At 69.1% G+C, this 22,018-nt stretch carries 22 protein-coding genes; 8 read left to right on the top strand and 14 right to left on the bottom strand.

From position 1 onward, the window contains the following. The first annotated feature begins 87 nt into the window (after positions 1–87). Positions 88–1,443: a rhomboid family intramembrane serine protease gene (locus P0W64_RS17110; protein ID WP_275481368.1), complete on the top strand. Its 1,356-nt coding sequence runs from the start codon at positions 88–90 to the stop codon at positions 1,441–1,443. On the opposite strand, the gene ftsY is transcribed toward P0W64_RS17110, so the two are convergent. Next, positions 1,440–2,939, bottom strand: a complete 1,500-nt coding sequence (gene ftsY, locus P0W64_RS17105) for a signal recognition particle-docking protein FtsY (protein ID WP_275481367.1) — start codon at positions 2,937–2,939, stop codon at positions 1,440–1,442. The genes P0W64_RS17110 and ftsY overlap by 4 nt on opposite strands. A 355-nt stretch (positions 2,940–3,294) precedes the next feature. Between ftsY and P0W64_RS17100 the strand changes: the two genes are divergently transcribed. After that, positions 3,295–4,593 carry a DoxX family protein gene (locus P0W64_RS17100; RefSeq protein ID WP_275481388.1) on the top strand — a complete coding sequence of 433 codons (1,299 nt, stop codon included), beginning with the start codon at positions 3,295–3,297 and terminating at the stop codon, positions 4,591–4,593. 63 nt (positions 4,594–4,656) lie between these two features. Here P0W64_RS17100 and P0W64_RS17095 read toward each other — a convergent pair whose 3' ends face one another. Beyond that, positions 4,657–5,898, bottom strand: coding sequence for an FAD-dependent oxidoreductase (locus P0W64_RS17095; protein ID WP_275481366.1), 1,242 nt, complete (start codon positions 5,896–5,898; stop codon positions 4,657–4,659). Between the two features lie 93 nt (positions 5,899–5,991). On the opposite strand from P0W64_RS17095, the gene P0W64_RS17090 reads away from it, so the two are divergent. Continuing rightward, positions 5,992–6,759 (top strand): alpha/beta fold hydrolase, encoded by a 768-nt coding sequence (locus P0W64_RS17090; RefSeq protein ID WP_275481365.1) that lies wholly within the window; start codon positions 5,992–5,994, stop codon positions 6,757–6,759. Positions 6,760–6,767: 8 nt separating this feature from the next. Here P0W64_RS17090 and P0W64_RS17085 read toward each other — a convergent pair whose 3' ends face one another. Then, positions 6,768–7,181 (bottom strand): very short patch repair endonuclease, encoded by a 414-nt coding sequence (locus P0W64_RS17085; RefSeq protein ID WP_275481364.1) that lies wholly within the window; start codon positions 7,179–7,181, stop codon positions 6,768–6,770. A 125-nt stretch (positions 7,182–7,306) separates the two neighbouring features. On the opposite strand from P0W64_RS17085, the gene P0W64_RS17080 reads away from it, so the two are divergent. Then, positions 7,307–8,329 (top strand): LLM class flavin-dependent oxidoreductase, encoded by a 1,023-nt coding sequence (locus P0W64_RS17080; RefSeq protein ID WP_275481387.1) that lies wholly within the window; start codon positions 7,307–7,309, stop codon positions 8,327–8,329. Positions 8,330–8,335: 6 nt separating this feature from the next. Here the strand turns inward: P0W64_RS17080 and P0W64_RS17075 are convergent, their stop codons facing one another. Then, on the bottom strand, positions 8,336–9,019 hold the full coding sequence (locus tag P0W64_RS17075; protein ID WP_275481363.1) for a type 1 glutamine amidotransferase domain-containing protein: 684 nt from the start codon (positions 9,017–9,019) through the stop codon (positions 8,336–8,338). Positions 9,020–9,190: 171 nt separating this feature from the next. Between P0W64_RS17075 and P0W64_RS17070 the strand changes: the two genes are divergently transcribed. The 3 genes from P0W64_RS17070 to P0W64_RS17060 all read left to right on the top strand — a co-directional run bounded on the left by P0W64_RS17070 (position 9,191) and on the right by P0W64_RS17060 (position 11,885). Beyond that, positions 9,191–9,769 (top strand): TetR/AcrR family transcriptional regulator, encoded by a 579-nt coding sequence (locus P0W64_RS17070; protein ID WP_275481362.1) that lies wholly within the window; start codon positions 9,191–9,193, stop codon positions 9,767–9,769. A gap of 90 nt (positions 9,770–9,859) precedes the next feature. Then, complete coding sequence (locus tag P0W64_RS17065; RefSeq protein WP_275481361.1) at positions 9,860–10,774, top strand: acetoacetate decarboxylase family protein; 915 nt, start codon at positions 9,860–9,862, stop codon at positions 10,772–10,774. Between the two features lie 142 nt (positions 10,775–10,916). Then, the gene (locus P0W64_RS17060; protein WP_275481360.1) at positions 10,917–11,885 is read left to right on the top strand and encodes an alpha/beta hydrolase; all 969 of its coding nucleotides are present in this window, start codon (positions 10,917–10,919) and stop codon (positions 11,883–11,885) included. Between the two features lie 90 nt (positions 11,886–11,975). On the opposite strand, the gene P0W64_RS17055 is transcribed toward P0W64_RS17060, so the two are convergent. From P0W64_RS17055 to P0W64_RS17025, 7 genes are all read right to left on the bottom strand, one after another. After that, entirely contained in the window at positions 11,976–12,554 is a 579-nt protein-coding gene (locus P0W64_RS17055; RefSeq protein WP_275481359.1) for a GNAT family N-acetyltransferase, read from the bottom strand. A 10-nt stretch (positions 12,555–12,564) separates the two neighbouring features. Next, complete coding sequence (gene smc / locus P0W64_RS17050; protein WP_275481358.1) at positions 12,565–16,152, bottom strand: chromosome segregation protein SMC; 3,588 nt, start codon at positions 16,150–16,152, stop codon at positions 12,565–12,567. 57 nt (positions 16,153–16,209) lie between these two features. Then, entirely contained in the window at positions 16,210–16,662 is a 453-nt protein-coding gene (locus P0W64_RS17045; RefSeq protein WP_275481357.1) for a DUF350 domain-containing protein, read from the bottom strand. A gap of 1 nt (position 16,663) precedes the next feature. After that, entirely contained in the window at positions 16,664–17,854 is a 1,191-nt protein-coding gene (locus tag P0W64_RS17040) for a glutathionylspermidine synthase family protein (protein WP_275481356.1), read from the bottom strand. Continuing rightward, a complete protein-coding gene (locus tag P0W64_RS17035; protein WP_275481355.1) occupies positions 17,854–18,579 on the bottom strand; it encodes a hypothetical protein in 726 nt (241 codons plus the stop codon). The genes P0W64_RS17040 and P0W64_RS17035 overlap by 1 nt, the downstream gene beginning before the upstream one ends. A 90-nt stretch (positions 18,580–18,669) precedes the next feature. Then, positions 18,670–18,930 (bottom strand): acylphosphatase, encoded by a 261-nt coding sequence (locus P0W64_RS17030; RefSeq protein ID WP_275481386.1) that lies wholly within the window; start codon positions 18,928–18,930, stop codon positions 18,670–18,672. Between the two features lie 14 nt (positions 18,931–18,944). Next, on the bottom strand, positions 18,945–19,376 hold the full coding sequence (locus P0W64_RS17025; RefSeq protein WP_275481354.1) for an OsmC family protein: 432 nt from the start codon (positions 19,374–19,376) through the stop codon (positions 18,945–18,947). 65 nt (positions 19,377–19,441) lie between these two features. Between P0W64_RS17025 and arr the strand changes: the two genes are divergently transcribed. After that, positions 19,442–19,864, top strand: coding sequence for an NAD(+)--rifampin ADP-ribosyltransferase (gene arr, locus P0W64_RS17020; RefSeq protein WP_275481353.1), 423 nt, complete (start codon positions 19,442–19,444; stop codon positions 19,862–19,864). Between the two features lie 6 nt (positions 19,865–19,870). On the opposite strand, the gene P0W64_RS17015 is transcribed toward arr, so the two are convergent. Genes P0W64_RS17015 through P0W64_RS17005 form a run of 3 tightly spaced genes read right to left on the bottom strand, consistent with a single transcriptional unit; the run spans position 19,871 to position 21,989 of the window. After that, the gene (locus tag P0W64_RS17015) at positions 19,871–21,118 is read right to left on the bottom strand and encodes an alpha/beta hydrolase (RefSeq protein ID WP_275481352.1); all 1,248 of its coding nucleotides are present in this window, start codon (positions 21,116–21,118) and stop codon (positions 19,871–19,873) included. Continuing rightward, the gene (locus P0W64_RS17010; protein ID WP_275481351.1) at positions 21,115–21,360 is read right to left on the bottom strand and encodes a hypothetical protein; all 246 of its coding nucleotides are present in this window, start codon (positions 21,358–21,360) and stop codon (positions 21,115–21,117) included. The genes P0W64_RS17015 and P0W64_RS17010 overlap by 4 nt, the downstream gene beginning before the upstream one ends. After that, positions 21,357–21,989, bottom strand: coding sequence for a VOC family protein (locus P0W64_RS17005; RefSeq protein WP_275481350.1), 633 nt, complete (start codon positions 21,987–21,989; stop codon positions 21,357–21,359). The genes P0W64_RS17010 and P0W64_RS17005 overlap by 4 nt, the downstream gene beginning before the upstream one ends. Positions 21,990–22,018: the final 29 nt, after the last annotated feature.

Raw genomic sequence — 22,018 nt, 5'->3', positions numbered from 1 at the left:
CTCCCCCGCGAGTGCTATCGCCCAGGTCGCGGGGATCCCCCTCACGGGGGATGCGCCGGCACGCCGCAAACGTCGAGGGTCGTCCGCATGGACATCGACACCGACATCGAACAAGCGACGACGGTGCCCAGGCGGGCCGCGGCGACACGAGAACGCGTGGGCGCGGGCGCATGGCTCGCGACCCTTGTGTTCTTTCCGGCGCAGGCGGTCGCGCAGGCGGCCACGACGACGCGGTACAGCGTCGTCGATCATTACGTGAGCGACCTCGGTGCGGTGCACTGCGGCCCTGTCGATCTCGGGCGGTACCACAACGACATCTGCTCACCTCTCCACCTCGCGATGAACCTGGGCTTCATCGCTACCGGCCTCGCCATCATCGTGGGAGCCGCGTTGCTCTATCCGTCATGGCCGGCGGGCCGAGCGCGGATCTGGGGCAGTGCGTTGCTGGCGGCGGGCGGTATCGGGAAGGTGGTAGCCGGCCTCAGCCCGGAGGACGTCGCACCGCTGGCGCACCTGGCGGGTGGATTCCTGAGCATGCCGCTCGCGACAGCGGGCGTGTTCGTGCTGTCGCGAGCGATGTGGCGCCCCCGACGGGGTATGGCGGTCGTCGGTCTCGTGTGCGGGACGACGAGCGTGACCGGATTGGTCCTGGCCGGATTCGCGGCGCAGGGCGCGGGGATCGGTGTCGGCGCGACCGAGCGTCTCGCCGCATACCCGACGGTGACGTGGCTCGGCATCGTCGGGGCGAGCCTGCTCGTCGATCGCTTTCCGGCGTCGATACGCAGGAGCCCTGCGACGACGCTGACCGTTATCGGCACCGCACTGGTCAGCATCCCGGCGCTGTTCTCGCCCGCGGTGGTCGATGCACTGCAGCAGAACCCGCCCGCTTTCGGTCGTGGCGAGTGGTGGCGGCTCGTGACTCCGATCCTGATCCAGGGCTACGGGATCGGACAGTTCGTGTTCAACCTTCTGGGCGTGGTGCTCGTCGGATATGCGGTGGAGTCGCGCCTCGGCACGCTGCGGTGGGCGGCGGTCTATCTGGTCGCGGGCGTCGGCTCAGTCGTCGCGACGTCCCTGCTGTACCCGCACACCACCGATTCGGGATGCTCGGCCGCAGTCGCAGGACTGGTCGGGGCGATCGTCGTCGGGCTCGCGGCGCGAGCGCCGCTCCCGCCCCGGCTCCCCCTGATGTACTCGGTGTTCTTCCTGGTCTACCTGTGCGCACTCGCTCTTGGTGGCCCCGCGGCAGGCGCAGCCGCCGGAATGCTCACGATTCCCGCGTTCCTGGCGGCCCGACGCCTGGTCGATCCGCAGCTGCTGCGGTTCGGCTGCCTCGCGGTCGCCCTGATAACGACGGCTGTCATGCTGGCGCTCGGCGACGTCCACGGCATCGGCGTCGCCATCGGCATCGCCGTCACAGTCGCGCTCCGCCGGAGGCCCTAGCCGAGCAGCGCGTCCACGAACGCCGAGGGTTCGAAGGGCGCGAGGTCGTCGGCGCCCTCGCCGAGGCCGACGAGCTTCACCGGCACCCCGAGCTCGTGCTGCACGGCGTAGACGATGCCACCCTTGGCCGTGCCGTCGAGCTTGGTGAGCACGACGCCGGTGATGTCGACGACCTCGCGGAACACCTTCGCCTGGCTGAGCCCGTTCTGGCCGATGGTGGCGTCCAGGACCAACAGCACCTCGTCGACCTTGGCCTTCTTCTCGACGACCCGCTTGACCTTGCCGAGCTCATCCATCAGGCCGGTCTTCGTGTGCAGCCGCCCGGCAGTGTCGATAAGCACCACGTCGACGCCCTGCTCGGTGCCGCGGTCCACGGCGTCGAAGCCGACCGCCGCGGGATCCGCACCCTCCTTGCCGCGGACCACTTCGGCGCCCACCCTCTCTGCCCAGGTCTGAAGCTGGTCGGCGGCGGCGGCGCGGAAGGTGTCGGCAGCACCCAGCAGCACGCGTCGCCCGTCCGCGACGAGGACGCGCGCGAGCTTGCCCGTCGTCGTGGTCTTACCGGTGCCGTTCACGCCGACGACGAGCAGCACCGACGGCGCACCCGCGTGTGGCAGAGCGCGGATCGAGCGGTCCAGCTCCGGGTGCAGCTCGGCGATGAGGACCTTACGCAGGCGCTCACGCGCCTCCTTCGCATCGGCGACGCCGTTGGCCGCGATCTCCTCGCGCAGCGCCTCGGTGACCTTCAGCGTCGTCGCCGTGCCGAGGTCGGCCATGAGCAGCGTGTCCTCGATCTCCTCCCACGACTCCTCGTCCAGGTCACCTGCGCCGAGCAAGCCCAGCAGCGACGCACCGACCGTCGACTGCGACCGCGCGAGTCGGCCCTTGAGCCGGTTCATCCGCCCCGCGGTGGGCTCGATCTCGTCGAGCCTCGGCGCGGGCGCGGCAACCTCGGGCTCGACGGTCCCCGGCGCTGCGGCCTCGGGCTCGACGGTCCCCGGCGCTGCGGCCTCAGGGGCTGCGGCCTCGGGCTCGACGGTCTGTGCGGCTTCCGCCTCGACGGCTTCGGCCTCCGGCGCGACGTCGGCGCCGACCGACTCCTCGGCGTCCACGCGGGTCTCGTCGGTCTCCTCCACCGCCTCGGCGGGCGTCTCGTCGAGGTCGGTCACCGGCTCGGCCTCGGGCTGCGCTGTGCGCTCCGGCTCCTCCGCGCCCGTCGCCTCAGGTGCGAACTCGGACGCCTTCGTCTCCCGCTTGGGCTGCGGCGTCTCAGGACGGGTGACCGGCTCCGGCTCCTTGGCGCCCGGACCCTCGCTGAAGCTGAACCCGCCGCCGGCCTTGTACCCGCCCGACTTGTCGAGGCTCTTGGGCTCGGCGGGCTCGTCCTTGAGGGACACCCTGCGCCGCTTGTTGAGGTAGAGGCCCGTGGTCAATGCAGCCAGCAACACGAGGACTACGACGACGGCCACGATGATCCAGATACCCGTTGCGCTCACACGGGCCACTGTAGCCAGCGGCCCAGCGACCCATCCGACGACGGGGCCCACGCCGGGCGCAGGTCTCCACACGTCAGGTGCACATCTCCACGGCGTTCCCCGAGTGTCGGTGTGGAGGTGTGCACCCAGGCAGTGGAGATGTGCACCCGGCCACTGGAGATGTGCACCGGACGACCTGATCCCAAGCCGACGCCAACCATCGCACCAGAACCACCTGGACGCTGGAGCCGTGGCAACCCCGACGATCGATCCGCACCCCGCCGCCGATGCTGCCCTCGACACCGACACCGACACCGATCCGGGCGCGGGCGCGGGTGCGGGTGCGGCACCATCGGCGGCGGGCCGCGCGTGGCCCCTGCCCGTGCTTCTCGTGTTCCGGTTCGGAACCTGCTACTTCTGCCTGCTGGGCGCCGCGCTCGTGATCGGCCTGGTTCCCGCGGTACTCGCCGGGGTGGGTCTCGAGGGCCCGTGGTCGGTGCTGCGTGCCGGGCTCGACGCGACGCGGCCCGCGGTCGCCGCAGTAGGACGCCTCATCGGCGCGCATGTGGACGACATCCAGGTCGGGAGTGACAGCGCCTTCCAGTGGACCGCGATGTTCTGCCTCGCCGTGAGCGCGGCGATGGCGACGGCGGCCTGGACCGCGCGCGACCGCCGCCGCAGCTATCACCGCTTCCAAACGCTCGTATGGACCTTCCTACGTCTGATGCTCGCGGCGGCGATGCTGTATTTCGGGATGGCGAAGCTGATCCCGACTCAGATGCCGTTCGTGCTCAACCGCCTGGTCGAGCCGTTCGGGAGCTTCAGCCGCACGGGCGTGTTGTGGGCGCAGGTCGGTGTGTCGCAGCCGTATCAGATCGCGCTCGGTGCCGCGGAGGTCCTCGCCGCGGCGCTGCTGCTGTGGCGCCGCACGGCCGTCGCCGGGGCCCTGGTGTGCGTCGTCGATCTCACGCAGGTGTTCCTGCTGAACATGACCTACGACATCCGGCTCAAGTCGGTGTCCTCCCAGCTGCTCCTGTTGAGTCTGTTCCTGATCGCGCCACACGCGCGTCGCCTGTTCCTCACGGTGTTCACCGACCGCGCCGTCCCCAGCGTCCGGGCGGCACCGCTGTTCACCGGCCGAGCCGCGCGCGTCGCCGTCGTCGCCCAACTGTGCCTGGGTCTCATCCTCGCCGCGGCGTTCGCCGGCAAAGGTTGGGCGCAGTACAGCCGCCCCGCGCCGCCGCTCTACGGGATCTGGCAGGTCGACGGATTCACGGCCGAGGGCCGGGCGCGGGATCCACTGCTCACGGATGAGCTGCGCTGGCGCCGCATCATCATCGACCGTCCGTTCCTCATGAGCGATCCCGTGATGGTCACGGTGCAGCACATGGACGACTCGTTCGAGGTGTTCGGCGCCCGGATCGACGCCGCGCGGCACTTCATCGACATCGACAACCGCATCGAGCGCGGCTCGTACAAGTCGACTCCCACCCGCATACACCTCACCTACTGGTTTCCCGACGCCGCCAAGGGGTCGAACGCGCGGATCGTCATCGACGGCGCGGATTACGCCGGTCACCGCATCCACGCCTGGTTCACACACCAGGACCCCGCGACGTTCCCGCTCACCTCGAGCGGCTTCCACTGGGTCCAGCAGCAGCCCGACAATCGGTGAGCGCGACCGATGCCATGTGCGGTGGGTGCTTCGACGCCACCGATCACGACTACCAGGCAGCCGCTACCGCCGGGCCCACTCCGGCGCGTGCTCCGGCAGCGGACCGAGCGCGACGATCCGGGCCGGAATACCCTGCAGCGCCGGGAACCTCTGCAGGGCGGCGATGGCGCGCGGCAGCCCGGCCGACGACGACGCCCGCGAAAGCGTCCTGGACAGCACCTGCCGGTGGATCGCGCGCTGCCCCGACTGGATGAGGAAGGCGGGCAGCCACCGTCGGCGCTGGACGCGGCGGAGGACGGTTGTCGGCACAGCGGTGGCCGCAGCACCGTCGGCGGCGAGGTGAGGGCCGAGTATGCGCGCAGCGGCGACGGCGTCCGCGACCGCTAGATTGATGCCCACTCCGCCGACCGGGGACATCGCATGGGCGGCGTCACCGATGAGCAGTAGCCCATCGGCATACCAGCGATGCACCCGGTTCAGCTCGACGCTGAGCAGCTTGACGTCGTCGAAGGACTCGACGGCGCACACCCGGTCCGCGAGCCACGGCACGAGCTCGGCGAGACCGCGGCGGAACGCGTCGATGCCCGCAGCACGTAGCTCGGCGTCGCCGCCCTTGCGAATGATGTACGCGCACTGCCACTCTGCGCCGCGGTCGATGAGGATGCAGAAGCGCCCTGCGCTGAGCCGACCCAACCCACCCTCGGGATCGTCGGCGCGGCGCGGGAGCCGGAACCACCACACATCCATCGGCACGCCGAAGCGGCGCGGTTCCAGCCCCGCGGAGGCGCGCACGACAGAGTCGCGACCGTCGCATGCGACGGTCAGAACCGCCCGCATCTCGTGCTCGATACCGGTCGCCCGATCGGTGTACCGGACGCCCTCGATGCCGTGACCCCGCAGCACATCCGTCACCTCCGCGTTCCTGACCAGCGTGAAGGTGGGCTCCTCCTCCGCGGCCTCGGCAAGGAGGTCGAGCAGATCCCACTGCGGCACGAAGGCGATGTGCTTCACGGAGCCGGGGAGGCGCGTGAAGTCGGCGACCGTGGCCTCGCCGGCGTCGAACACGGCGCCCAGGCTCTCGACGTCCCGATGCGGAAGTGCCGCGAAACGCGCGCCCAGCCCCAGCTCGTCGAGCAGTGTCAGGGTCGAGGCGTGGACCGTGTCGCCGCGGAAGTCCCGCAGGAAGTCCACATGTTTCTCCAGGACCGTGACCTGGACTCCGGCGCGGGCGAGCAGCAGCCCCAGCACCATTCCCGCGGGTCCGCCTCCAACGACGAGGCAGGTCGTGCTCTCGCTTTTCATCATGCGTTGAATTTACGTCTCGTGATCGTCTCGCGCAACACCCCGAAGGAGGCCCTGCGGCGCTACAGCGGTTGAGGCGGCCCTACGATCGCCGTTATGCCTGTCTCCCCCGTGCGGTTCGGTTCCGGCCCCGCCCTCGCGCTCGCACATGGCGCGGGCGGCGGCGTAGCCGACAACTTCATGACGCTGTCGGCTCAACTCAAGGGCCGCACACTGATCGGCGTCGACTACCCGGGATCTGGTGGCCGCCCTGCACAGCCGACGCCGCTGCGGCTCGAAGACCTGGCTGACGAACTCGTGGGCGCGGCGGTCGACGCGGGCTTCGACCGCTTCCCGGTGCTGGGTCTCTCGCTGGGTTCGGCGGTGGCCGTCACCGCCGCGATCCGGCACCCCGAACACGTATCGGGCCTCGTCCTCGTGGTCGGGTTCGCAGTGCCCGACGTGCAGGCGGTCGCCTTCGGCGAGCTCTATGCCTCGCTCGCGCGGGAGGACCGCGCCGATGACCTGGCCCGGTTCCTGCTCGTCGCGACCGGCAGCCCCGCGAAACTCGAGAAGACACCCCCGACCACCGTGGAACTCCTCGCGGACTATCACCGCGGACGCGCAGCCGCGATGATCCCGCACGTGGAACTGGTGCGCGACATCGACATCCGGCCGCTGCTCCCCCGCATCGTCGTACCGGCCCTCGTAATAGGCGCGTCGCACGATCGCACGGTACTGCCGTCGTCGACCCGAGCACTCGCCGACGGGATCCCGCGATCGCAGTACCTCGAGTACGACGGCGCCGGCCACCTCTTCAGCGTCCCCGAGTCCGGCCGCCTGGCCGGAGATATCACGGAATTCCTTGCGCAACAGGGGCTATAGCCCCAAAGTCAACGGCGGCCGCGGACCGCATCCTCCACCATCCTCGCCGCGTCCTCGGGGTCCTCATGCTCCCAGACCCGGACGACGAACCAACCCGCAGCCGCGAGTCTGGCGTCGGTGTCACGGTCGCGGGCGTGGTTCGCGCGCACCTTCTCGGCCCAGAATCCGGCATTGGTCTTGCTGACCGTGTGATGTTCGGGGCAACCGTGCCAGAAACAGCCGTCGAGGAAGACCGCCACCCGGGCGCGCGGAAAAACGAGGTCGGCGCGGCGGCGCACGCCCTTCAGCGGCGCGCGGTCGACGAAGTAGCGGAGACCGCGGGCGTGCACGGCGCGGCGCAGGGCGAGTTCGGGTGCGGTGTCCCGGCCACGGTTTCCCTGCATCGACCGGCGTACCCCGGCCGAGCTCGCCCACGACGTCATACGCCCATGATGCGCCTGCGCCCGACCGTCTAGACGATGGTCGGCGCAGCCACGAGGCATCACCGTCGAGGCGAGGCCGCCACCCGGGCGGGAACAGAACCAGATTATTGATGGTTCAAGCATTCGTGAAGAAGATCGGATTCCTGTCGTTCGGCCACTGGACCCCGTCGCCGCAGTCGCAGACCCGCTCCGCTGCGGACGTGCTGCACCAGTCGATCGACCTCGCCGTCGCGGCAGAGGAGTTGGGCGCCGACGGCGCATACTTCCGCGTGCACCACTTCGCGCGGCAACTGTCGTCGCCCTTCCCGCTGCTGGCCGCCGTCGGCGCACGGACATCGCGGATCGAGATCGGCACGGGCGTCATCGATATGCGGTACGAGAACCCCTTCTACATGGCCGAGGACGCCGGGGCCGCAGACCTGATCGCGAGCGAACGACTACAGCTCGGCGTGAGCCGCGGATCGCCGGAGCAGGTAATCGACGGCTTCGCATACTTCGGGTACCAGGCCGCCGACGGCAAGACGTCCGCGGACATGGGTCGCACCCACACGGAGTTGCTGTTGCAGGTGCTGTCCGGCGAGGGCTTTGCGGAGCCCAACCCACGACCCATGTTCCCCAACCCTCCCGGCTTGCTGCGCATCGAACCGCACTCCCCGACTCTTCGAGACCGGATCTGGTGGGGCGCAGGGTCCGATGCCACCGCCCGCTGGGCCGCGCAGCTCGGCATGAACCTGATGAGCTCGACGCTCAAGGACGACGAGACCGGCGAGCCCTTCCACATCCAGCAGGCCGGGCAGATTCGCGCCTTCCGCGAGGCATGGACACAGGCAGGACACCAACGCGAACCGCGGGTTTCGGTGAGCCGCAGCATCATCCCGATCGTCGACGATGTGGATCGCGCCTACTTCGGGCATGAGAGCGATTCCACCGACCAGGTCGGCATGATCAGCCCGACCACACGGGCGGTCTTCGGCCGCACCTATGCCGCGGAGCCCGACGTATTGATCGAGGAGCTCGCCGACGACGAGGCTGTTGCCGAAGCCGACACTCTCCTCGTCACCGTGCCCAACCAACTCGGCGTCGACTACAACGCCAAGCTGCTGGAGAATCTGCTCACGAAGGTGGCACCGGCGCTGGGCTGGCGCTAGCGACGGTCAGAGCAGCGCCGCGACCTTCTCTGCCGTCTCCTTTGCGGAACCCGGATTCTGCCCGGTGACGAGGTTGCCGTCGACGACCGCATACGACACGAACGGGAGCTTCGCCTTCTCGTACAGCGCGCCGCGCTTCTTCATCTCCTCCTCGGCGTTGTACGGAACGAGCTTGTTCACGCGCGCGAGCACCTCTTCCTGCCAGGCGAACCCGGTGACCTTACGGCCGGCGACGAGGTACGAGCCGTCGGACAGCTTGGTGTCGAGCAGGCCACAGTAACCGTGACAGACCGACGACACGATGCCGCCTCGTTCGAATATCTCGCGTGAGATCCGCTGCAGCCCTTCACTGCCCGGGAAGTCGTACATCACCGCGTGGCCGCCCGTGAAGAAGATCGCATCGAAGTCGGCGGAGTCCACCTGATCCGGACTCACGGTGTTCTCCAGCAACGCCATTCGTTCCGGATCCGCGTGCCAGTCCTTCGCGCTCTTATCGTAGTTGGGGAACTTCAGCGACCGAGGCTCCAACGGCGACTTGCCGCCGGCTGGACTCACGATCACCTGCTCGAAGCCCCGCCCCTCGAATACGTGCCACGCGTGCGTGAGCTCGGACAGCCAGAGGCCGGTCGGGTGGTCGGGGTCGTCGTAGTGCCCGACATTGGTGACGACGTTGAGAATGCGTCGCGTCATGGGGGTGCCTCCTGCTGACTGTCTGCGGCCTCGTTCGGGTATGTCCACGGAACACGATGTGCGCACTGCTTACATTAAGGGTTTCACTGCATACCCGTCAACCCCGGCCGGACCACCGGTGAGCCCGGTGGGGTACTCGGCGAGTGGTTCGCGGTGGCTAGAATTCGCGACATGCAATCGCGCGCGGCCTATCATCACGGCGACCTTCCGGCCGCATTGATCCGTGCTGCCATCGAGATGCTCGATGCGGACGGCGCCGACGCCGACCTGTCCCTACGTGCCGTCGCGCGCAGGGCCGGCGTCTCGACCGGCGCGCCATACCGCCATTTCTCGGACCGGAACGCACTCCTGTCGGCGGTAGCCGCAGTCGGCTATCGCGAACTCGCGGTGACACTTCAACAGGCGAACCCCGACCCGGAGTCCGCGGACGACATAGCCGACATCGCCATCTCATACGTGCAGTTCGCGCTCACGCGCCCCGGCTTGTTCCGCGTCATGTTCGGCGGGGTATGCGACACCGAGAACGCGGACCGCGTCGCAGCCGTCGCGGCGATAAACGCGTATCTCCTGAACATCGTCGAGACGAGCGTCGCTACAGACACCCCGGAGGCGCTTGCGACGGGGGCATGGGCCCTGGTTCACGGTCTCGCCTTCCTGTTCATCGACGGGAAGCTCGACCCGTCGTCGCCCGACCAGGTCGCCTCGACTGTTCGAGCCACCGTGGTCGCCACCCTGGGGCTCAATCACTGACGAAGCCCCACGGCACCGCGTGTTGACAGTGCTTACACGCCGTTCTACCCTGATGTAAGCAACGCATACATGAGTTCGGGAGGAACGCCCATGACCAACAGCACAGCCGCCACAGTCGAGGTCGATCTGGGCGGGCGGACCGTTTCGGTCCCCAGGGGTGGACTGTTCGACCGCTATCGGATGGACACACCGCTCGACGAGGTGGCCGCCGACCCACTGGTGCCCGGCGTCGACTTCTTCCGCACGCTGCCCAAGACCAAGGTCGACTCCCCCATCGGCACCACGCGGACTCCGAACTTCTACTACGCCATGTCCTCGGCACGGCTGACCATGATCGCTCCCAGCAGCGCGATCCGCAGACGCATCCCCCGCGAACTCGCTCCCCTGGAGATCGCGCCGGGCCTGGGAGTGGTGTCGCTGATGTTGTTCCGATACGACGTCTGCGACATCGACTTCTACACCGAGGCCGCCGTCGGGGTCGCGGTGCGCCCCGCCCGCCACGGAGGCATCACAACGGCAGTCGCCGATGTCGTGGCCGCGCTCGGCGACGACCATCTCCACTCGTACGTACTCTCCCTGCCCGTCAACACCGAGATCGCCCAGGTGCGCGGGCACGACGGGTACGGATTCCCCAAGTGGGTAACGGATCTCGACGTCGACATCGATGCGGGCCGCACGTCGGCCCGGATCTCGGGCGACGACGGTGGTGTCGACATCGCCTTCTCGGCTCCGACTCCCACACAGAAGAGCTTCGCCAGCGGCGAGAAGGTCTCGACCCTCACGTCCTACACCAAGCGCGACGGTGCCTGGCACTCGACACTCAACCAGACGAACATCCTCGCCGGCGGGACGTCCCGATTCCCCCGCGGCTTCGATCTGACCCTCGGTCGGGGGCGGATGTCCGACGATCTGCGCGCCCTGAAGCCCATCCGCACAATCCAATTCGATGCCAACACCTCTGCACAGGCCGCGCTACACATGCCGGTCCCGTTCTCGGTCCGCTGACCCCGGGAGCACAAGGGCGCCCGAACGCCTTCACCTCGGTCGCCGAACGTGTTACGGTCGACCCAGTGCATGTAAGCACTGCAGACATTGTGTGGACTCAGGATCGATACGGATCACTCGCTGCCACGAACGGAGAATTCTCATGTCCGAGCTCCCCCCGCCCATCACGCCCTACCTCGAGCCCGCGGCCAAGGAGCTCGCGGAAGCCACCGACCCGCATCCCCGCATCTACGAGGTGCCGCCCGAGGAGGGGCGAAAGATACTTGCGGACCTGCAGAGCGATACCACCGTCCCGCGTCCGGACGTCGACGAGGAATGGGTCGACGTGGACGCCGGCGAGTGGGGAACCGTGCGCACCAGGATCATCCGGCCGCGCGGCGCCACCGGCCCCCTTCCCGTGCTGGTGTACATCCACGGCGCCGGTTGGGTTTTCGGCGATGACAAGACGCACGACCGGCTGTTCCGCGAGCTGACAGTCGGCGCCGGCGCGGTGGGCGTGTTCCCCGTGTACGACCGCGCGCCCGAACACGAGTACCCCACTCAGGTGGAACAGAACTACGCTGTGGGGCAATGGATTCTGGCCAACGGTACCGACCACGGCATGGACACCAGCCGGATCGCCGTCACCGGAGAGTCCGTCGGCGGCTGCATGTCCGCCGTGTTCGCCCTCATGAACAAGGACCGCGGCGGCATCGACCTCAAGGCGCAGGCGCTGCTCTACCCTGTCACCAACGCGGATTTCGACACCCCGTCCTATCTGCAGTTCGCCGAGGGCTACTACCTGACTCGCGACGGCATGCAGTGGTTCTGGGACGCGTACACCACCGACCCCGCCCGGCGCGTCGAGAAGTATGCGTCGCCACTGCAGGCGAGCCTCGATGAGCTGAAGGGCCTTCCGCCGACCCTCGTGATCACCGACGAGGCCGACGTCCTGCGCGACGAGGGCGAGCAGTACGCCAACAAGCTTCGCGAGGCCGGCAACGACGTGACCTCCGTGCGCGTCGCGGGCATGGTGCACGACTTCCTGCTCCTCGACAGCCTCCGCGATACCAAGGCTGCCAACGTCGCCCGGAAGCTGGCCATCGACTTCCTCCGGGACGCACTGGCCTGAGCGACGACAGTCACGCCGGCGCGCGACCGCATCAGACGATGCGGTCGCGCGTCTTTCCATCGAACACTTCGGATTCGCCGCACGCGACGACTACGGCACCCGCAGATCCCGCCGCATCACCACACGCGGGAAGCCGTTCAGAACGGAGGTGGTGTCGGCCGCCCATTCGAATCCCGCTCGCTCGAACATCGTCCGCGTGCCCACATACGCCATCGTCAGATCCACCCGCTCACCGCGGTTGTCCACGGGATACGCCTCGACAGCGAGGGCGCCGCAGCCGGCGGCGAACTCGACCGCACCGTCGATCAGCGCGCCCGTGATCCCCTGCCTGCGGTGGCCGGGCCGCACGCGGACACACCACAGGGACCACACGTCCAGCGAATCCACATGCGGGATCCGCCGGTTCGACGCGAACGACGTGTCAGCACGCGGGTGCACCGCCGCCCAGCCGACGGGGACGTCACCGTCGTAGGCCAGCACGCCCGGTGGCGGGTCCTCGGCGCACAGCCCTCGCACCCGCTCCGCCCGGGCCGGCCCGCGCAAGGACTGGTTCTCCTTAGAACCGATCCGATAGCTCAAGCAGAAGCACACATTCGACGTCGGCTTCTTCGGCCCCACCACGGCAGCGACGTCGTCGAACACGCTCGCCGGACGCACGTCGATGGCCACGCCGTCCAAGCTACCCGCCGACCAGCTCCGTCCCCCGCATCCGCTGGGAGATGACCTGCGTGATCCCGTCACCCCGCATGGAGACGCCGTACAGAGCGTCCGCGACCTCCATCGTGGGCTTCTGGTGCGTGATGACGATCAGCTGAGAGCGGTCCCGCAACTGCTCGAACAGCGAGATCAGCCGGCGCAGGTTCGTGTCGTCGAGGGCGGCCTCGACCTCGTCCATGATGTAGAACGGCGAGGGCCGGGCCCGGAAGATGGCCACCAGCATCGCGATCGCGGTCAGCGACTTCTCGCCGCCCGACAGCAGCGACAGCCGCTTCACCTTCTTCCCCGGCGGGCGCGCCTCGACATCGATCCCGGTCGCCAGCATGTCACCGGGCTCGGTCAGGATCAGTCTCCCCTCGCCCCCGGGGAACAGCGTCGCGAAGACCTCCACGAACTCCCGCTCCACATCGGCGTACGCCTCGGAGAAGACCTCCAAGATCTTTGCGTCGACCTCCTCGACCACGTCCAGCAGGTCCTTGCGCGCCGACTTCACGTCCTCCAGCTGCGTCGACAGGAAGTTGTAGCGCTCCTCTAGCGCAGCGAACTCTTCCAGCGCAAGGGGATTCACCTTGCCCAGCGTCGCGAGATCCTTCTCGGCGGCTTTGAGCCGCCGCAGCTGCGCGGATCGGTCGAACGGCATGCCGGTGGGTGCTACCACCGTCTCGCCCCGCTCCTTCGCCGCCTCGTACTCCGCCATCTCGAGCTCCGACGGCGGCAGCAGCACATCCGGGCCGTACTCGGCGACCAGATCGTCGGGGGCCATACCGTGTGCCTCGAGGATCTGCTCCTCGAGTTGCTCGATCCGCAACTGCGCCTGGGCTTTCGCGACCTCGTCGCGGTGCACGGCGTCCGTCAGCTGCGCAAGCCGCGCCGACAGCGATGACGCCTCCTGTCGCGCCACGTCGAGCGCAGCGCCCCGCTCAGCACGCTCAGCCTCCAATGCGTCCCGGTGCCGGGTGGCCCGAGAAACAGCTCGCTCCAAGCGCTCCGAGACCGCGACGGCCGACGAAGCGACGGCCGACGCCACCTCGCCCGCGCTGCGCCGCGCCGCCGCAGCACGCTCGGCCCGCTCCCGATTCGCCTTCTCCGCAGCGGCCGCGCGCCGCAGACCGTCGGCCTTACCACGCACAGAGGCGGCGCGCTCCTCCGAGGTCCGGCGCGCAAGCCGCGCCTCCATCTCCACGGCGCGAGCCTCGGTCACCGCCGCGGAGGCCGCGTCCCGCTCCTCAGTCGATACCGACGATGCGTCGGCGTCGTCGGACGTCGACTCGGCAGCGCGCAGCCGCTCCTCCATCTCCGCCAACGATTCTCGCGTCGCGTCGCGCTGCTCCTCGGCTCGCGCGCGCTGCCCCGTCAACCTCGTGGTCTCATCGCGGGCCAGTCTGGCCACCTGACCGAGCCGAGCGAGCTGCTCGTACACGGCGCCCATCTGAGCATCGGACTCGTGCAGCGCGGCAAGTGCCGATTCGGTGACCTCACGCCGGGCCTCGAGGTCCGACTGAGCCCCTGACAACGCTGCCGACAGTTCCTCCACCTCGCGGCGTGTGCGCGCGAGATCGGCTGCGGCCGCGTCGATCGCGGACTGCACCTCGAGCGCGGACTGCCGGCCGGCAGACCCACCGGACAACACCGCGTACCGCACCTGGTCGCCCTCGCGGGTCACCGCACGCAGCTCCGGCCGGTCGGTCACCAATGCGCTGGCGGCAGCGACATCGTCCACAACGACGGTCCCGTCGAGTGCCGACACCACCGCGCCACGTAGCCCGTCGGGACAGGTCACGACGTCGACAGCCCACCGGGCACCGTCGGGTAGGCGCCCGGCGGACCGGGCGGCCACCGCCGCCACTCCCTCGACGACGACGGCGGCCCGCCCGGCCTGCGCCCCGCGCAGCGCGGCGAGCGCATCGACGGCGGAGACCAGCGACGGTGCGGCGACCGCCTCGGCCACCGGTCCGAGCGCAGCGGCGATGGCGGCCTCGTACCCCGACTCCACCGACAGGCGCGCGGCGACCGCGGCCGTCACACCGTCGATGTGATCGACGAGCCAGGCCGCGCCGTCGCCGCGGTCGAGGTTCATCTCCAGGGCTTCGATCCGCGCGGTCAGGGACGCGACGCGCTGCTCCGCACGACGCTCGGACGCCTGCAGCTCCTCGACCCGGGCCTGCGCCGCGGCGTGGGCGGCGACGCTGCGCTCGTGGTGGTCGTCTAGTCCCGCCTCGCTGGCGTCGAGTTCGGCGATCTTCGCCTGCACGGTCTCGAACTCGTCCTCTGCGGCCGCTGCCCGCGTCGCCGCGTCCTCGATGGCCTCCGAGAGCCGAGAGGACTCGGCATCGGCGGATTCGACGCGGCTGCGCAGCGTCTCGACCTGCCCGGCGAGCCTGGCCAGGCCCTCACGACGGTCGGCGATGGCCGCGACCGCCGCCATATGTGCCGACTCGGCGGCCCGGGCGGCGTCTTCCCGCATGCTCAGTTCTTCGGTCGCACCCTCGAGCACCATCGCCGCCTCCTCGAGCGCGGCCATCAGCTCGGCCTCCTCCTCGGCGACGCGGGCCGCCTCGGCGAGCAATTCCTCCGGGTCGCGTCCCGGCGCCGTGGGAACCGGCTCGGACAGCAATCGCGCCCGCTCGGTGGCGATGCGGTACGTCGACGACACGCGTTCGGCCAGCGCCGACAGCGAGAACCAGCCCTCGCTGGCCGCCTTCGCGGCCGGCGTCAGTGCGGCCACCTTCTCCTCGTGCGCGGCGACGAGGGCGGATACCTCGTCGAGGGCGGACGCGACCTCGGTCTGCTCGGCCTTGAGCGACTCCTCGCTGCCCGACTGTTCGGCCAGCTCCGAGCGACGGGTGACGAGGTCGTCCGCGGCGATCCGCAGCCGCGCGTCGCGGAGATCGGCCTGGATGGTCTGCGCGCGGCGCGCCACCTCGGCCTGCCGCCCGAGCGGCTTGAGCTGGCGCCGCAGCTCCCCCGTCAGGTCGGTGAGCCGCGCGAGGTTGGCCTGCATCGAGTCGAGCTTGCGGACCGCCTTCTCCTTGCGCTTGCGGTGCTTGAGGACGCCCGCGGCCTCCTCGATGAAGGCGCGCCGCTCCTCGGGGCGGGACTCGAGGATCGCGGACAGCTGGCCCTGCCCGACGATGACGTGCATCTCACGGCCGATACCCGAGTCCGAGAGCAGCTCCTGCACATCCATGAGCCGGCATTTCGATCCGTTGATCTCGTATTCGCCAGCGCCGTCGCGGAACATGCGACGGGTGATGGAGACCTCCGAGTAGTCGATCGGCAGAGCACCGTCGGCGTTGTCGATCGTCAGCGTGACCTCGGCGCGGCCCAACGGCGCACGGCCCGCGGTACCGGCGAAGATAACGTCTTCCATCTTGCCGCCGCGGAGGCCTTTCGCCCCCTGCTCCCCCATCACCCAGCGCAGGGCGTCGAGGATGTTGGACTTTCCGGACCCATTGGGGCCGACGACGCAGGTGATGCCGGGTTCGAAGCGCAGAGTCGTCGCCGACGCGAAGGACTTGAAGCCCTTCAGGGTCAGACTCTTGAGGTACATAAACCGCCAGTTTATTCGTTGTGGTCTAGAAGCCCGTCTCCGACATGGCTTAGATGCTCAGAAGACGGCAACCGCCACGATCAGACCGAGCGCGATGTGCGCGCCGGCGATGACACGGGCCTGCGGCAGGAACACGTCGGCATGCATCAACTCGTCCAGGTCCACGCCCGTGACGAGGTCCAACAGTCGCACGGACACGATCTGCGCCACGATGCCTACGAGTCCGAACACCACCGCATACGTCAGCCCGGCCAGCAGCTCCCCGCCCGCCGCATAGATCGCGACGACGATGATGAACGCCATCGAGAGCATTCCCGCGCCCGTGATGTACGTGGCGTTCGGCTTGCCCGCGCGCACGAGGTCGCGGAGCTTCCCGGGCGTCGTCAGGTCCACGGCGTAGAAGCCCACGATCATGAGCACCAGCCCCACGATCGCGTACAGCAGGATCGCCCCGATGCCCTTGCCCAGCGTCGATCCGCTCAGCCCGTCGGCGGCCTCGAAAACGGTCACGTCACTTCCCCTTCGGTGTGATGCGGTGCGGCACGAACGCGGCACCGTCGTCGGTGATCAGGCCTGCGCTCTCGCGGATTCCGAGCCCCGCGGCCTCGTCGCCGACGATCCACGCCCCCAGCACGGGGCGGTAACCGTCGAACTCGGGAAGCGGGTCGAGCAGCTGGTAGACGTACCCCTCGGCGCCGTACACGCCGCCGGTTGCGGTCTCGTGTCCGGCACCGACGATGCTCATGTTGGCACCCTCGCGTCCGAGCTTCGGCTTCTTGACGTACTCGGTAAGGAAGCCCGGCTGGTCGATGTACGCCGGGAGCAGGTTGGGGTGGTCGGGGAACATCTCCCACAGCACCGCCAGAATGGCCTTGTTGGACAGCAAGGTCTTCCACAGCGGCTCGATCCATGTGGTCTGGGGGATCGACTCGACGATCCGCCTGCCGAAGTCGTCCTCGAGCGCCCACTCCCAGGGATACAGCTTGAAGACGGCGTGCATCGGTGCGTCCTCGAGATCTACGAACGTCTCGAGGTCGCGGTCCCAGCCGATCTGCTCGACCGGCAGCCCGACGGTGTCGAAGCCCGCCTCCGCCGCCGTCTCCTGCATGTACGCGGTGGTGACGTGATCCTCGCCGGACTGATCTGCCTCGGACCACGCGAAGTGCAGCTCGGATGCCGGAATCAGGTCGCGGATGGCGCCCCACCGCGCGACGAGCGCCTCGTGCAGCGAGTTCCACTGATCGTAGTCGCCCGCGTCGGGCAGGCCCTTGATCGTGTCCTGGAACCAGTACCACTGCAAGATGGACGCTTCGAGCAACGTCGTCGGGGTGTCGGCGTTGTACTCCAACAGCTTTGCGGGACGCTCACCGTCGTAGCGCAGGTCGAACCGGCCGTACACGTGCGGGTCCGAGCGGCGCCACGAATCAGCGATCGCGCCCCACGACCACTCGGGCAGCCCGAAGTCGGCGAATCTCTCGGTGAGGACGACGTTCTCGACGGCCTGCAGACACATCGAGTGCAGCACATCGACCTGCGCCTCCAGCGAGAGGATCTCGTCCATATCGAACTCGTAGCAGACGGACTCGTCCCAGTATTCGCGCGGTGCCCCGGCTCCGTCGCGGGCCGGGGTGCCGTAGACCATGCCCTGCGATGTCACGATGTCGCGCCACCCCTGCCGGGGTGTCACGCTGCGGCGGCGCATTACGAGCCGCTCGATCCGGCCTTGGGCTTGGAGCCCCCGTGGTTCGCGGCGCCCAGCCCGCCGCGGTCGATGTTCTTGGTGCCCTTGGACTTCGCGGTCGGCACGGAGGGCTTGGAGCCCGCGTTGTTGGCGCCGCCCGCATTGAACGAGGTCGCCTTCTTGGGGTCGATCGTATTGCCCGACTGCGTGCGGAACGCCGTACCCGCGGGGCGGTCGTAGGTGCCGCCGACGAGCCGGTTGCCCGCTACGTGCCCGCCGTAGCCGTACCGGTAGCTCATCCCGTTGAGCAGGATGAATCCGGTGACGGGGCTGAAAGATCCCGTCGAGCAGTAGTTGTCCGAGACGACCGCGCCGTTCTGGTCCGTGCAGTAGGCCGTCTGAACCGGTGTCGAGTTCCCGTCCGGGATCGCGGCATAGATCAGGGCGACCGCGCCGACGACGCCGACCGCCACGCCACCGCCGATCATCGCCTTGCGCCGCTTCTGGCGCTTCTCCGCGGCGATCCGCGCGTCCTCGAGCGCCTGCTGTTCCGCCTGTTCGCGGTCGCGCTGCGCTCGCTGCCGCGCCCGGGCCTCGGCGACGGTCTCCGGCCGGGCGACCGTCGAGTCGGGGTCCTGCTCACGCATCCGGCCCGTGCGGCGCGGGCCGTCCTCGTCTGCCGGCGTCGCATTCGGCTGGGTACCGGGCGGCGTGTACGGGGTCTCGGGCCCCGGAATGTCGCTCATCGTCTCTCTCCCGACGCGGTCGGATATCGCATGCGATCCTACCGACGCGGGGCCGACATGCCCGAATCACACCCGCTCACGCCGGTCGCACTACCGCTCGACGAACCCGTCGAGATCGCCCTGCGCGGGTCCGAAGAGCTCGACCACCACATCGACCTCACCGGGGGTGTCCCCAGAGCCGAGCAGCCGTAAGAGCAGGTCGAGGCGATCACGAGGCCCCTCTGCGACGACCCGCACGCGCCCGTCCGCCTGGTTCGCCGCGTACCCGACGAGGCCGAGCTCGAGCGCCCGGGACCGCGTCCACCACCGGAACCCGACCCCCTGCACACGGCCGTGGACCCAGGCCGTCATGCGCTCCGTCATGCTCAGTCGGTCTTGATATCGAGATTCACGGTCGTCCCGGCCTTCAGCGTGCGCCCGACGGTGCACACGGCGTCGATAGCGCGTTCCACCACGACGAGCAGCCGCTCCTGCGCTGCCTCGTCCAACTCGGACAGATCGATCTCGAGGACCTCGTTCAGCTCGGGGTACCGCTCGTTCTCTCGGTCCGCGGCACCCGAGACCCGGACCGTGGCCTCGTAGTCGTCGCCGAGGCGCCGAGCGAGCGGCCGGTCCGAACTCATACCGGTGCACGCGGCAAGCGCGATCTTCAGCAGCTCGCCGGGCGTGAACACGCCGTCGACATCCTCCGATCCCACGAGCACCTCGGCCCCGCGGGAACTGTGGCCGGTGTACCGGCGTACTCCCGTGCGCTCGACCCAGAGTTCCGTGTGCGGCTTCGCACCATCGTCTGCCATGCGGCCCAATCTACCGGCGCCTCTCGCAGCGGCCTCGCACGCGTTCCGGCACGTATACTGCCCGGGTGAGCGACGCACTGGACGCAGGCCCGTTCTTCCACGGCACGAAGGCCGGTCTCGCGGCCGGAGATCTTCTCACCCCCGGATTCCGTTCCAACTACCGGCCCGAGGTCGTCATGAACCACATCTATTTCACCGCGCTGCGCGACGGCGCCGGTCTCGCCGCGGAGCTGGCCGTCGCGCTCGACGGTGACCAGGGCACCCCGCACGTGTACCGGGTCGAGCCCACCGGCGAGTACGAGAACGACCCCAACGTCACCGACAAGAAGTTCCCCGGCAACCCCACCCGCTCCTACCGCAGCAGTGAGCCGCTGCGTGTCGTCGAGGAGATCCACGACTGGACGCGCCTCACCCCCGAGGCGCTGCAGATGTGGCGGGAGCGGCTCGCCGCGATCCGCAGCGGCGGCGTTGGCGAGATCCTCAACTGAGCTCGACTATCGGGTAGCGGCCGTCGCGACCCGTGCGGCCAGCCACCGCTCGATCTCGAGGCCGGCCAACGTGGCGGCGGTCGGCTCGCCGTCGGTGAGGGCGGCACCGAAGTGCTTGCCGCGCACGCGCACATGCTCGACGTCGTCGCTGCCGAACGCCGCGACCATGGCCAGGGCGTCGGCGGGGAAACAGGCCTGATCGCCGGTGATCTCGATGAGCAGAACCGGCATCGTCACCGCCGGAGCGCAGCGCAGGAATCTCGCCCGGCTGCTCAGGCCGGACCACGTGGACAGCCACGCCTCCGGCGTCGTCAGGCGACCGAAGCCGACCACGCCGTAGTCGGTGAGGTCGGGGCGAGACCCGAACAGCGAGCCGTACGGGCGGTCGTTGGCGTCGATCGACGGGTCCATGCAGCGCAGGTCGGCATCGGTGCGCTGCACCGTGACGAACTCGGTCGCGAGCGCCGCGCGCCGGTCGGCCGGGTCGCCGCCGTCCTTGAACCGCTTCTGTGCCGCCCGGGAGCGCGCGACGCGTTCGCGGGCCACGGCGTCGATCCGCTCCACCCGTGCGCGCTGCGCCGCCCGGTACCGCTCGACGAACTCGGGCGCGTACGACGACGGCTCGGGCGCCGGGCGGAATCCGTTGTCCGCGTGGAACGGATCGAGCTCGGGCAGTACCGAGAGTGGATCGGACTCGTCCGCCACCGACGGATCGATCATGCGCATCAGCAATTCCCCCTGGCCGGGGTGCGGCGCCATGAAGACAGCGTGGTCGGGCAGCGGCATGGCAGCCCTGCGCAGCGGCACGGGCTTGCCGCCGGGGGTGCCGGCGAACCGCTCCTCGGCGGGCAGGCCGGCCTGCTCGATGTAGAACGCGGCCAGCGCGCCGCCGCCGGAATGGCCCACGGCGATCACCGTCTCGAAGCCGTTCTCGCGCAGGAACACATGCCCCGCGGCCATATCGAGCAGAGTCTGCTCGTGCAGGAGCGTCAGGTCGTTGCCCTGCGTGCGCGAGCCCTGCGTCCAGACGGCGACGCCGCGGCGGAGGAACTCCGGCACCAGCACGTGGTGGGAGAAGTCCTGCCGCGGGTGCATGAGGAACGCGACGGCGGTGGCACCGGGGACCGTGCGCAGGATCCCGGCGACCTTGGCACCGTCGACGGTGGAGAGCTCGACGGGCGTCGCGACCGTGCCCTCGGGCACGGCGTCGGCGTCGAGGTGCCGGCCGGCTCCGAGCCGTTCCGTGGCGGTCACCGGTCGACCACCCGCAGCGCGTCCTTGTCGTGCTGAGCGACCTTCGACTCCTCCAGGCCCGCGAGGGAGCTGTACCAGACGGCGTGCCGGCAGCCGGTGGCGCGGCGGTCTATCACGATCTCCTCGGGTCGGGTGATCCGAAAGTAAGGCCCCACCTTCTCGATCACGACGTCGGGGTCGGCGCCCGCGACCTTCACGACGCCGTCGTTCTCGGGTACGTCCAGTACGTACATGCGGCTCATCGGACGGCCCCCTCCCACGCCTCCGCGCGCTCGACGATCAGTTCGGCCTTGCGCAGCAGCAGCGCGTCCATCGACGGCGAGCCGCCAGACACCACGTCGCACAGCGCCTCGATGGTGAGTTCGGCGTCGAGGTCCTCCTGGGGGGTCACTGGGCGCAGGGCCCGGGTGATCTCCAGCATGTAGCCGTTGGGGTCGTGCGTGTAGATCGACTCGATCGTCTCGTGCATCACCTGCATCTCGCACGGCCACTCCGACTCGTCGAGGCGGCGTCGGTACTCGAGTAGGTCCTCCTCGCTCTCGACGTGGATGGCCAGGTGCCGCGAATTCTTGAAGAACACGGGCGTGTCGTGCGGCAGGCGGGCCCAGGAGTCGCCGGGGGCGGTCTGGTCGCCGAAGGGCTCGAGCCCGAAGTAGTAGAAGAACGCCATCCGGTCGCCGTTGCCGATGTCGAAGAAGAAGTGGATGAAGTCGGGGTGATTCTCCGGACCCCACCCGGCAGCGCAGATCGAGTGGACGATGGGGAACTTGAGGACACCGTTGTAGAACTTCACAGTGCTCACGGGGTCGAACGTCGGGAACGCGGCGTGGTCCACGCCCGCGACGCGGTGTTCGGGGTTCTGCTCGGTCATGGCTCGATCCTTCTCGAAATCGGTGTCTG

This window comes from Tsukamurella sp. 8F, from assembly GCF_029167375.1.
GTDB lineage: Bacteria > Actinomycetota > Actinomycetes > Mycobacteriales > Mycobacteriaceae > Tsukamurella.
The sequence above is the reverse complement of the archived record's forward strand: the minus strand, read 5'-3'. Positions and strand labels throughout refer to the sequence as shown.

Coding starts and splice junctions, on each gene's coding strand:
- P0W64_RS17005 (WP_275481350.1), bottom strand. CDS start 21,989: ATGACCGAGCAGAACCCCGAACACCGCGTCGCGGGCGTGGACCACGCC.
- P0W64_RS17010 (WP_275481351.1), bottom strand. CDS start 21,360: ATGAGCCGCATGTACGTACTGGACGTACCCGAGAACGACGGCGTCGTG.
- P0W64_RS17025 (WP_275481354.1), bottom strand. CDS start 19,376: ATGGCAGACGATGGTGCGAAGCCGCACACGGAACTCTGGGTCGAGCGC.
- P0W64_RS17095 (WP_275481366.1), bottom strand. CDS start 5,898: ATGATGAAAAGCGAGAGCACGACCTGCCTCGTCGTTGGAGGCGGACCC.
- smc (WP_275481358.1), bottom strand. CDS start 16,152: ATGTACCTCAAGAGTCTGACCCTGAAGGGCTTCAAGTCCTTCGCGTCG.
- P0W64_RS17035 (WP_275481355.1), bottom strand. CDS start 18,579: ATGAGCGACATTCCGGGGCCCGAGACCCCGTACACGCCGCCCGGTACC.
- P0W64_RS17110 (WP_275481368.1), top strand. CDS start 88: ATGGACATCGACACCGACATCGAACAAGCGACGACGGTGCCCAGGCGG.
- P0W64_RS17065 (WP_275481361.1), top strand. CDS start 9,860: ATGACCAACAGCACAGCCGCCACAGTCGAGGTCGATCTGGGCGGGCGG.
- P0W64_RS17070 (WP_275481362.1), top strand. CDS start 9,191: ATGCAATCGCGCGCGGCCTATCATCACGGCGACCTTCCGGCCGCATTG.
- P0W64_RS17075 (WP_275481363.1), bottom strand. CDS start 9,019: ATGACGCGACGCATTCTCAACGTCGTCACCAATGTCGGGCACTACGAC.
- P0W64_RS17040 (WP_275481356.1), bottom strand. CDS start 17,854: ATGCGCCGCCGCAGCGTGACACCCCGGCAGGGGTGGCGCGACATCGTG.
- P0W64_RS17085 (WP_275481364.1), bottom strand. CDS start 7,181: ATGACGTCGTGGGCGAGCTCGGCCGGGGTACGCCGGTCGATGCAGGGA.
- P0W64_RS17030 (WP_275481386.1), bottom strand. CDS start 18,930: ATGACGGCCTGGGTCCACGGCCGTGTGCAGGGGGTCGGGTTCCGGTGG.
- P0W64_RS17090 (WP_275481365.1), top strand. CDS start 5,992: ATGCCTGTCTCCCCCGTGCGGTTCGGTTCCGGCCCCGCCCTCGCGCTC.
- P0W64_RS17060 (WP_275481360.1), top strand. CDS start 10,917: ATGTCCGAGCTCCCCCCGCCCATCACGCCCTACCTCGAGCCCGCGGCC.